Genomic DNA, 10,558 nt, shown 5'->3' on the forward strand with positions numbered 1-10,558 from the left:
TGGGCGGGCTGGTCGCGCTGGGGCCGGCGGCGATCGGCCTGGCCTGATCGTCCTGGTCGGGCGGCTGGCCCTGCGGCCGATGATGCGCTTCGTGGCCAAGGCCAAGAGCGAAGAGATGTTCATGGCCGCCTGCCTGCTGGTGATCATCGGGGCCGGCCTGGTCAGCGCCCTGTCGGGCCTGTCCATGGCCCTGGGGGCCTTCGTGGCCGGGGTTCTGCTGGCCGAGACCGAGTATCGCCACGAGGTCGAGGTCAAGATCGAGCCGTTCAAGGGCCTGTTGCTCAGCCTGTTCTTCGTGTCGCTGGGCATCCGGCTGGACCTGTCGCTGTTGCTGGCCTCGCCCTTGCTGATCCTCGGGATCGGGGCCGGGCTGCTGGCGCTCAAGACCGTGATCATCGCCGGCCTGGCCCGGGGCTTTGGCCTGTCCAGCCGCGCGGCGGCCGAAAGCGCCCTGACCCTGGCGGCCGGCGGCGAGTTCGCCTTCGTCATCCTCGACAAGGCCATGGGCGCCAAGGTGGTGTCGGCCGAGGTCGGCCAGGCGGTGCTGGTGGCCGCGACCCTGACCATGTTCCTGATCCCGGTGCTGACCGGGCTCGGCGCGCGACTGGCGCGCGCCGCCGCCGTCCCGACCGCCGAGGCCCCCGTCCCGGCGCCGGGCGAGGAGCCATCGGGCCGGGTGCTGGTGGTCGGGTTTGGCCGGGTGGGACGGCTGGTGGGCGAGATGCTGACCCGCCACGACCTGCCCTGGATCGCCATCGACCGCGACCCGCGCCTGGTCGAGCAGGGCCGCCGCGCCGGCCACCGGGTCTATTATGGCGATGCCGCGCGGGTCGAACTTCTGGAACGCTGCGGCCTGGCGGCGGCCCGGGCGGTGGTGGTGACCATGGACGCGCCAGAGGCCGCCGAGGCGGTGGTGGCCACGGCCCGGGAGCATCGGCCCGACATCACGATCGTGGCCCGGGCCCGCGACGCCCGCCACGCCAAGCGGCTCTACGAACTGGGGGCCACCGACGCGGTCCCCGAGACCATCGAGGCCTCCCTGCAGCTGTCGGAGGCCGTGCTGGTCGATGTCGGCGTGCCCATGGGACTGGTCATCGCCTCGATCCACGAACGCCGGGACGAATACCGCAAGGCGCTCAACCGGCCAGACGCCCTGGGCGGACGGCGCCGGCGTCTGGTCGGGCCCAGCTAGTTCTTCTGGCCGCGCAGGGCGGCCGCCAAGGTCACTTCAGTCTAGGTTGGACGGTGCGCCGCGACTCTTCTAGAACTCGCCCTGGCCGCGCCGGGTCTGCATCCCGTGCACGGACCAGTGCTCCTGTGGTTGTGGGCGCCTTCGACCCGATTGTGGCGAATAGGGCGAGTTTGCGCCCAAAGACTCGCCAAATGTGACCCAAGGTCTTGCGCTGTTCGGATTCGCATGCGACGCCAATACGGGCTGGCGCTCTCTGTGAGGATTTTCAGCTAACTCGCTTGCAAGTTGACCCGGAGGGGCGGTCATTGTGGCGCTGAACTGGTTTGCCAGTGAAGCGAAACCTGGCAAGTGTGGCTTTGCTGACACTTTCGCACGTCGTGCGCCTTGGTATAACAGTGCTCGATCGGCTTCGGCCGGAGCAGGGCAATAGAGGGCTCTTGATATGAAACTCAAATTCCTGGCGGGGGTCGCTCTAGCCGCGGTTTTCGCCGCGTCGGGCGCTTCGGCCCAAGACACCGGCTGGTATGGTGCGGTGGACCTTGGCTATCACTGGCCGGAAGGCATTGGCGCCGAATCCAACCTGAAGGCGCCGGATTCGGCTACCTATCACTGGACCTGGACCGCTGATGACGACTGGGCCGGCTTCGTCCGTCTCGGCTATCAGTTCAACCCGAACTGGCGCGCTGAACTCGAAGGCGGCTATCGCCCCGGCGATCTCGTCAGCGTTCGCGGCAACCGCGCCGCCCGCCCGCTCGCCTCGCCGGGTCTCTGCACCCCGGGCGTCGTCCGCACCATCGCCTCGCCGAAGTGCGGCTCGCCGGACGGTTCGATCGACGCTTGGACGCTGATGTTCAACGTCCTGTACGACTTCGCGCCGGACGCCCGCATCAACCCGTTCGTGGGTGTCGGCCTTGGCCTGAACCGTCTTGAAGTGACCGCCCTGGGTCAGACCGCGACCACCGTTGGTGGCGGCGCTCCGAACCTGGCCGTTGACGACGACGACGTCGCCATCGCCTGGCAAGCTCTGGCCGGCGCCTCGATCAAGGCGACCGACAAGCTGAAGATCGACCTGACCTATCGCGTCATCACCGGCGACGATCACCAGTGGCTGTCGGCCGGCTCCAACGCCGCGTTCCAGCCGGGCGAATGGGAAGGCCAGTACGTTGACCAGTCGCTGACCGTTGGTCTGCGCTACTCGTTCGCGTCGCCGCCGCCCCCGCCGCCCCCGCCGCCGCCGCCCCCGCCTCCTCCGCCCCCGCCCCCGCCGCCTCCCCCGCCGCCTCCCCCGCCGCCTCCGCCGGCGTATGAGGCTCGCGAATTCATCGTCTACTTCCCGTTCGACCAATCGGTCCTGACGCCGGAAGCCCAGTCGGTGGTTTCGGAAGCCGCGAACTACGCCAACGCCGGCAAGGCCACGCAACTGGTCATCGTCGGTCACACCGACACGTCGGGCTCGCCCAAGTACAACGCCCGCCTGTCGGAACGTCGTGCGAAGGCCGTGGCTGACGCGCTGGTCGGCATGGGCGTGGCTTCGTCCACCGTCGCCGTCGACTGGAAGGGCGAAAGCGCCCCCGCCGTCGCCACCGGCGATGGTGTGAAGGAACCGCTGAACCGCCGTTCCACGATCTCGATCAACTTCTAAGATCCAGGTCCAGACTGTTCGAGGAAGGGCCCGGCGGCGACGCCGGGCCCTTTTTCGTGCGCGTCACGCCGGCTCGGGGCGGGGCGATCGCCCGGCCGCGGTCATCCGCCCTCGGAGCGCCCCGTCAAGCCCTGTGGCGCCTTGTCGCGGCGAAATATTTCCCGCCGCGCCAACCCCTTGATCCTGCCCAGCATATCCCCGGAGACCATGGGTCATTCACAGCTTGTTAACGAAAAACTCTCGCCGGAGGCGTTTCTCGCCGTTGACGAGTCATTAGCCACTGTGGCCCCATATGTGGGTCGGGGGGCTCCTCGGCCACAAGATGTAGCGGCTGGATGGGGCATTCCCTGCTCTGGAACACGCTGATTGATTATGGATTTTGATCATGACAGGCAGTGAAGCGGCGAAAATTCAGCCCCTCTCCGAGGTCCGCTCCGAGTCGGTGCGTCCCGCGGGGCCGCAATTGGCCCTGGTGCGCAAGGTCGAGGTCGATCGCTCGCGCGACGCCCTGCTGACCGACTTCGGCAAGACCACGCTGGAAGACCGCTACCTGCTGCCGGGCGAGTCCTATCAGGACATGTTCGCGCGGGTCTCCACGGCCTTCGCCGACGACGCCGACCACGCCCAGCGCGTCTACGACTATATGAGCAAGCTGTGGTTCATGCCGTCGACGCCGGTGCTCAGCAATGGCGGCGCCGAGCGCGGCCTGCCGATCAGCTGCTTCCTCAACTCGGTGTCCGACAGCCTCGACGGCATCCTGGGCGTCTGGAACGAGAACGTCTGGCTGGCGGCCAATGGCGGCGGCATCGGCACCTATTGGGGCGGCGTCCGGTCGATCGGCGAGAAGGTCAAGGGCCAGGGCCAGACCAGCGGCATCATCCCCTTCATCCGCGTGATGGACAGCCTGACCCTGGCCATCAGCCAAGGCTCCCTGCGCCGCGGTTCGGCCGCCGTCTATCTGGACATCTTCCACCCGGAAATCGAAGAGTTCCTCGAGATCCGCAAGGCCTCGGGCGACTTCAACCGCAAGTCCCTGAACCTGCACCACGGCATCTCGATCACCGACGAGTTCATGCACGCCGTCCGCGACGGCCTGAAGTTCGGCCTGCGCTCGCCCAAGACCAATGAAGTGCTGCGCGAGGTCGACGCCCGTTCGCTGTGGCAGAAGGTGCTGGAACTGCGCCTGCAGACCGGCGAGCCCTATCTGATCTTCTCCGACACCGTGAACCGCGCCATGCCCCAGCACCAGCGCGAGCTGGGCCTGAAGGTCCGCCAGTCGAACCTGTGCAGCGAGATCATGCTGCACACCGGCGTCGACCACCTGGGCAATGACCGCACGGCCGTCTGCTGCCTGTCGTCGGTCAACGCCGAGAGCTTCCTGGAATGGCGCGACCATCCGATGTTCATCGAGGACATCATGCGCTTCCTCGACAACGTCCTGCAGGACTTCATCGACAGGGCCCCGGACGCGGCCGCCACGGCCGCCTACGCCGCCATGCGCGAGCGCTCGGTGGGTCTGGGCCTGATGGGCTTCCACAGCTTCCTGCAGAGCCAGAACGTGCCGTTCGAGAGCGCCCTGGCCAAGAGCTGGAACATGCGGATGTTCAAGCACCTGCGCCGCGAGGCCGACAAGGCCTCGATCGCCATCGGCGAGGAGAAGGGCCCATGCCCGGACGCCGCCGATCGCGGCTCGATGGAGCGCTTCTCGCACAAGCTGGCCATCGCCCCGACCGCCTCGATCTCGATCATCTGCGGCGGCACCAGCGCCGGCATCGAACCGATCCCGGCCAACATCTATACCCACAAGACCCTGTCGGGCTCGTTCGCCGTCAAGAACCCCTATCTGGAAAAGCTGCTCGACGAGAAGGGCCACAACACCGACGCGGTCTGGGGCTCGATCCTCGAGAACGAGGGCTCGGTCCAGCACCTGGACTTCCTCAGCCAGGACGACAAGGACGTCTACAAGACCGCCTTTGAGCTGGACCAGCGCTGGGTGGTCGAACTGGCCGCCGATCGCACGCCAGAGATCTGCCAGAGCCAGTCGGTCAACATCTTCCTGGCGGGCGATGTCGACAAGTGGGACCTGCACATGCTGCATTGGCAGGCTTGGGAGCGGGGGGTCAAAAGCCTCTATTACCTGCGCTCCAAGTCGGTGCAGCGCGCCTCCTACGCCGGCTCGGATCTGGTCGCGCCGTCGGCCAGCAGCTTCGACGTCGCCGAGAAGACCGACTACGATGAATGCCTCGCCTGCCAGTAGGCGGCGACCGGAACCTTGCCGGGCCTGAAGTCACCAACAGCGAACGGCGGCGCGGTCAACGCGCCGCCGTCTTGCGTTTGGAACCAACTGCGAACCCAGCGGTTGATTGTCACGCGCGGCAATCCGTAGTGGACGCCGCCGCTCCAGCGGTTAGGCTGGATCGACTGAGATGGGGAGATCCGCAATGCGGGTCATGAGGGCAACCTCCGCTGCGATCGTCATCGCCGTCGTGGCTTGCGCCACGGCGAATGCAGCGGCGTCTCCGACGGCCGCCAAGGCGAACGCGAAACCCTTGCCTAGCTTAGATGGGGACGCGTCGCGCGGCCGCAAGGCCGAGCGGCTGGAGCCGAGCTTCCGCCTCGCCTCCACCCCGGTTTCCGCACCGGTCGACTTCAGCCTCCGAGACGTTCGTCCCAGCCCGGTCGGGGTGGAGGCCCAGGCGGCTGATTCGGCCGAGGCGGCCGTCAGCGGGCTGTTTGCGACCGCCTCGTCGGGCCCGACCGGCAATGTTCTGGACGCAGACCGCTATTATGACAGCCGCGGTCCGGTCACTTGGCGCTCCAACGCCTTTGTCCTCGGCCAGACCGACGCCGCCATCGATCAGGTGCGGGTCTCGGTCGGCGGGGTGGCCCGCTCGGCCAGGACCACGCCCCTGTCCTTGGTGCGGCCGGACGCCCAGCCTTTCGAGGACGAGGACGTCGATGTCACCCTCACCCGCGGCTGGCCATCGGCGGTCAAGTTCAGCGGCGGGCGCTACGCCCTCGATGTGACCCCCCATGCCGGGCTCGGCTTTGGCGGTGAAGGCGGTTCGGCCGAGGCCGGCGCCACCCTGCGTTTTGGCAAGAGCGCCGAGGACAAGGTCGTCGATTCCCTCGGCGTCGGTGACGGCGCGGCCATGTTCGGCGATCGCGGACGTTGGTATGTCTTCGCCGCCGCCAGCGGACGAGCCGTGGGTCTGAACATGTTGCGCGGCCAGGACGGCGACTGGAGCCGGGCCGGCGTCAGTTCCGACGTCACCAGCAAGCTGATCGGCGACGCCCAGGCCGGGGTCGCCTGGCGCAAGGGGGCCATGCAGGCCTCGCTGGGCTATATCCATCGCGAGATTCGGGCCAAGGACCAGATCATGGGCATGGGCACACAGCAGGACTCCGTGGTCGCGCTGTCGTTCAGCCTGCGCCCGCATTGGTGACGCGCAAGCTTGAGTTTCCGGCCGGGATCATGCAGCTAGCCAAGATCCTTCACAGCAGCGTCGATGGTCATGAGCGATAGCGAGCCCCCGCGCCGCAAGGTCCTGAGTTTGAAGAGCGGCGTCGCCGCGCCGGGCGGGCCTCCTCCATTGCAGCGCCTGCAAAGGCCCGCGCGGCCCGTCATCCCCGAGCCGCCGCCCCCGCCGCCGCCAGTCACTGGCGACTGGAAGTGCAAGCCCTGCGGCGCACGCTTCGACCCGCCCGCCGACCTGACCGACGAAGACTCCGTGCGCTGCCCCAGCTGCAATGCCCGACTGGGCCTGGCCGCCGATTTCCGCGCCGATCCGCCGCGTGTCGAGAAGCTGCGCGCGCGCTACCTGAAGAAGGCCTGACAGTCTCCCGCCGCGGCGCGCCCTAGACGCCGGCCGGATCGATCGCGGTCGGCCGGGTTTCGCGGCGTTCGTTGGGCTGGCGCCGGAACAGGCCGCGCCACAGCGGTTCGGGACTGGAGGGGCTGGTCCAAAGATGCTCGCCGGCGGCCATCTCCACCGCCGCATCGAAGATCTCGCGCATCAGCGCCGTTTCAAACCGCATCATGTTGAACCCATCGAAGGTTGACGGGATCGAGGTGACGCTGAGCGGCAGGTTGTGTCGCGCGCAGAAGCCCGCCGCCAGGCTGAGGGCCTGACGGTAGGAAAACCGCAGCATGGCCTCGAAGCTGCGGCCGACGATCGAGGGGACCCCGGGCGGCGTCGTGCGCGGCGAAGGCTCGAGGGTGGTGTTGACCACCACATAGACCCGGCTGCGCCTCAGCCTCTGGCCCAGGCTGCGCCAGTGCAGCAGGGCGTCGGGCATCAGGAACAGCGGCGCGGCGACGCCGCCGTCGACATGCATCTCCTGATAATAGGTCACCCCGCCCTGGCCGTCCGGGCTCTCTACGTCAATCATGCGGGGCGGAAACAGGCCGGGCAGGGTGGCCGAGGCGGCCAGCACCTGGCGGAACAGGCGCAGGGCCTCGTCGCCGCCGCGGCTGGCGATCGCCCCCATGTCCCAGATCGTCGCCTTCTGGCTGTCCAGATTGGTGGTGGCGATCAGTAGCCGCCGGCCCTTGGCGTGTTCGCGCGCCACGGCCTCGACCAGGGGGCCGTCGATGACCGGGTCGACAAGACCGTCCAGGGCCTCGGCCTTGAACAGACCCGAGCCGAGCGCCGAGCCCAGACCCTTGAGGCTGAGCAGCTGGGCGGCCCCGCCGCCGACATAGGCCTCGGTCAGGCGATCATCATAGTCCGGGCCCAGGAAGGCCATGGGCGCGATCAGGGCGCCGGTGCTGACCCCGGTGACGATGGCGAACTGCGGCCGCTTGCCGGCCCGGGTCAGGCCGACCAGCACCCCGGCCCCGAAGGCGCCGCCGGCCGCGCCGCCTGACAGGGCCAGGATGTTGAATTCGTCGCGCTGCAGCACCGGCCGGTTGGGGGCCAGCCGATCGGCGACCCGCTTGAGGGTTTCGTCGGCCTGATCGACGGTCAGGCGGACGCCCGGAAAGCCCACGGCCTCGGTTTCGACCCCGGCCGCCGGCGCGTCGAGTCGCTTGCCGGTCAGCAGGCTGCCGGTCCAGTCCTTGAACAGGGACTGCAGGCTGGTCTTAGACTCGGGCTCCAAGCGGCTCAGCCCTGGCCATGGGTCAGGACGACGCCGACCAGAACGGCGGCATAGTGCAGGCCCGCCCCGCCGATCACGTGGCCGTGCCAGATGGCCCGCCGGAACTTCAGGCGGCGCATCAGATAGAAGATCGTGCCGGTGGAATAGACCAGTCCGCCGATGGCCAGCAGCAACAGGGCCACCCACGACATGCCATGGAACATCGGCTTGATCGCCACCAGCACCAGCCAGCCGAGGGCCAGGTAGAGCCCGACCCAGAAACGCTTGTCGAGCCCGGGCAGGAAGAGCTTGGCCAGCACCCCGACCCCGGCCACGGTCCACACCGCGCTGGTCATGCCGATCGCCCACCAGCCATGCAGGTTCTGGGTGGTGAAGGGGGTGTAGGAGGCCGCGATCATGATGAAGATGCCGGCATGGTCGAACCGGCGCAGCAGGGGCCGCCAGCGCGCCTTGGCGAAATTATAGGCCGTCGACAGCGACAACATCAGGATCAGGCCCAGCGTATAGATGCTGACCGCCGCCACCTGGCCCAGGGATCCCAGCCCGAAGGCCAGGCCCAGCAGGATGCCGCCGCCCAGCAGGGCGCAGGCCAGGCCGGCCAGGTGCACGACCAGATCGGCGCACTTGGCGCCGGCGCTGGGATAGTGGGTCTGCGGCGGCTCGCCCGGGGAGGTGTCAGTCGTGATCGTGGTCATGGCCCGTGCAACATACGCCGATTGGATGACGGATAAACGGCGAACATCATGGCGCCAGCGGGGCGGCGAAGGAAAGCCCCGTCAGCCCGCCAAGCCCATGGCCCCGTCGAATGTCAGCTTGCCGCCGACGAGGATCAGCAGGATGTAGATCACCGTGTAGAAGCCCTGGGCCGGCACTCGTCGCACTAGCCACACGCCCGCCCAGGTCGAGGCGATGGCCAGGGGCAGGAGCACCGCCGCCGTGGTCAGGGTCTGGGCCGTGAACTGGCCGAGCGCCGCATAGGCGGGGACCTTCATCCAGTTGACCACCGCGAAGAAGATGGCGCTGGTGCCGATGAAGGTGTCGCGCGGCAGGCGTCGGGGCAGCACATAGATCTGGAATGGCGGCCCGCCGGCGTGGGCGACCTGGCTGGTGAAACCGGCGACCAGGCCGCACAGGGCCCCCAGCCAGGGCCGTCCGGGCCCGGCCTCGATGGCCGCCGCCGCCTTGACCGCCCGCTCCGACCACAGGCGCTGAGCCGCGAACAGCACCGAGATCAGGCCCACGGCCAGTTCGACGGCGGCCCCGGAGACCAGGGCGGCCAAGGCCCAGCCCAGCAGGATCCCGAGCCCCGCCGCCGGCAGCATCAGCTTCAGCAGGCCCTTGTCCCAGGTCCGGCGAAAGGCCCAGACGCTGACCACGTCCTGAACGATCAGGATCGGCAGCAGGATCGCGGCGGCCAGCACCGGCGAGATGGCCAGGGCCATCAGCGGCGTGGCCACGACTCCGATTCCGGCGAACCCGCCCTTGGCCAGGCCCAGCAGGATCACGGCCGGGATGGCGACGGCGTAGAAGAACGGATCGGTCAGCATGGGTTCGAGGCTTAGCAGCTTGGGTTTGGCGGGACCACCGGCCCGCAACGACAGAGCCCTTCCCCCTTTGATGGGGAAGGGTTGGGATGGGGGTGGCAGCGTTTCCGGTTGCGACCCGGCCTGCGAGACATCGTCCGGCGGGGTCACCCCCAACCCCGCCCTTCCCCCATCAAAGGGGAAGGGAGAGGATCAGAGCGACCGCCTAAGCCCCCAGCATGACCTCGGCGATCTGCACGGCGTTGAGGGCCGCGCCCTTGCGCAGATTGTCGCCGGTGACGAACAGGGCCAGGCCGTGGGCCACGGTGGGATCGGGGCGGATGCGGCCGACGAAGACCGGGTCCTGACCGGTCGCGGCCAGGGATTGGGAACCTCGGCCAGCACCACGCCCGGCGCGGCGGCCAGCAGGGCCGTGGCCTGCGCCACCGAGAGCGGCCGCTCGAACTCGGCGTTGATCGACAGCGAATGGCCGGTGAACACCGGCACCCGCACGCAGGTGCTGGAGACCGGCAGACCGGGATTTCCAGGATCTTGCGGGTCTCGTCGCGCAGCTTCAGCTCTTCTTCGGTATAGCCGTCCTCGGCCAGGACATAGTTCAGCGGCACGACGTTGTAGGCCAGGGGGACCACCCACTTCTCGGGGGGCGGCAGGGCGACGGCGTCGCCGCTCAGGGCCAGGCCGGCGACATCGCCCTGGGCCCCGGCCGCCAGCTGGGCGGGCCAGGACCGCGATGCCCTCCATGCCGCCGCCGAGGCGGCCTGGTAGGTGCTGACCGTCAGGCGCTTGAGGCCGGCGGCCTCGTGCAGGGGCTTGAGCGCCGGCATGGCGGCCATGGTGGTGCAGTTGGGGTTGGCGACGATGCCCTTGGGGATGGACTTCAGGGCGTGCGGATTGACCTCCGACACCACCAGCGGCACCTCCGGGTCGCTGCGCCAGGCCGAGGAGTTGTCGATGACGATCGCCCCGGCGGCGGCGGCCTTCGGCGCCAGGTCGCGCGAGGTGTCGCCGCCCGCCGAGAAGAACACGATGTCCAGGCCGCTGAAGTCGGCGGTGGCGGCGTCCTCGACCACGATCGCG

7 protein-coding genes and 3 pseudogenes are annotated in these 10,558 nt (G+C 68.6%); 5 read left to right on the forward strand and 5 right to left on the reverse strand.

Annotated features, from left to right (window positions below):
* From CSW58_RS06220 to CSW58_RS06240, 5 genes and pseudogenes are all read left to right on the forward strand, one after another.
* Window positions 1–1,192: pseudogene (locus tag CSW58_RS06220) on the forward strand (NAD-binding protein); the annotation flags it as partial.
* Window positions 1,193–1,634: 442 nt separating this feature from the next.
* Entirely contained in the window at window positions 1,635–2,834 is a 1,200-nt protein-coding gene (locus tag CSW58_RS15915; RefSeq protein WP_099446701.1) for an OmpA family protein, read from the forward strand.
* A 379-nt stretch (window positions 2,835–3,213) separates the two neighbouring features.
* Complete coding sequence (locus CSW58_RS06230; RefSeq protein WP_099446702.1) at window positions 3,214–5,091, forward strand: ribonucleoside-diphosphate reductase subunit alpha; 1,878 nt, start codon at window positions 3,214–3,216, stop codon at window positions 5,089–5,091.
* A gap of 292 nt (window positions 5,092–5,383) precedes the next feature.
* Entirely contained in the window at window positions 5,384–6,280 is an 897-nt protein-coding gene (locus tag CSW58_RS06235; protein WP_236627679.1) for a lipid A-modifier LpxR family protein, read from the forward strand.
* Between the two features lie 69 nt (window positions 6,281–6,349).
* On the forward strand, window positions 6,350–6,670 hold the full coding sequence (locus CSW58_RS06240; RefSeq protein ID WP_099446705.1) for a hypothetical protein: 321 nt from the start codon (window positions 6,350–6,352) through the stop codon (window positions 6,668–6,670).
* A 22-nt stretch (window positions 6,671–6,692) separates the two neighbouring features.
* Here CSW58_RS06240 and CSW58_RS06245 read toward each other — a convergent pair whose 3' ends face one another.
* The 5 genes and pseudogenes from CSW58_RS06245 to CSW58_RS16125 form a co-directional block, all read right to left on the reverse strand.
* Window positions 6,693–7,937 carry a patatin-like phospholipase family protein gene (locus CSW58_RS06245; protein ID WP_369825097.1) on the reverse strand — a complete coding sequence of 415 codons (1,245 nt, stop codon included), beginning with the start codon at window positions 7,935–7,937 and terminating at the stop codon, window positions 6,693–6,695.
* 5 nt (window positions 7,938–7,942) lie between these two features.
* Complete coding sequence (locus CSW58_RS06250) at window positions 7,943–8,632, reverse strand: hemolysin III family protein (RefSeq protein ID WP_099446703.1); 690 nt, start codon at window positions 8,630–8,632, stop codon at window positions 7,943–7,945.
* Between the two features lie 81 nt (window positions 8,633–8,713).
* On the reverse strand, window positions 8,714–9,484 hold the full coding sequence (locus CSW58_RS06255) for a sulfite exporter TauE/SafE family protein (RefSeq protein ID WP_099446707.1): 771 nt from the start codon (window positions 9,482–9,484) through the stop codon (window positions 8,714–8,716).
* Between the two features lie 202 nt (window positions 9,485–9,686).
* Window positions 9,687–10,114 (reverse strand): annotated as a pseudogene (locus CSW58_RS16120) (Asd/ArgC dimerization domain-containing protein).
* Window positions 10,039–10,551 (reverse strand): annotated as a pseudogene (locus tag CSW58_RS16125) (Asd/ArgC dimerization domain-containing protein); the annotation flags it as partial. The pseudogenes CSW58_RS16125 and CSW58_RS16120, both read right to left, overlap by 76 nt.
* Between the last annotated feature and the right edge of the window lie 7 nt (window positions 10,552–10,558).

Origin of the sequence: Caulobacter sp. B11, assembly GCF_002737765.1 — a bacterium.
Classification (GTDB): domain Bacteria; phylum Pseudomonadota; class Alphaproteobacteria; order Caulobacterales; family Caulobacteraceae; genus Caulobacter.

Coding starts and splice junctions, on each gene's coding strand:
- CSW58_RS06240 (WP_099446705.1), top strand. CDS start 6,350: ATGAGCGATAGCGAGCCCCCGCGCCGCAAGGTCCTGAGTTTGAAGAGC.
- CSW58_RS06255 (WP_099446707.1), bottom strand. CDS start 9,484: ATGCTGACCGATCCGTTCTTCTACGCCGTCGCCATCCCGGCCGTGATC.
- CSW58_RS06250 (WP_099446703.1), bottom strand. CDS start 8,632: ATGACCACGATCACGACTGACACCTCCCCGGGCGAGCCGCCGCAGACC.
- CSW58_RS15915 (WP_099446701.1), top strand. CDS start 1,635: ATGAAACTCAAATTCCTGGCGGGGGTCGCTCTAGCCGCGGTTTTCGCC.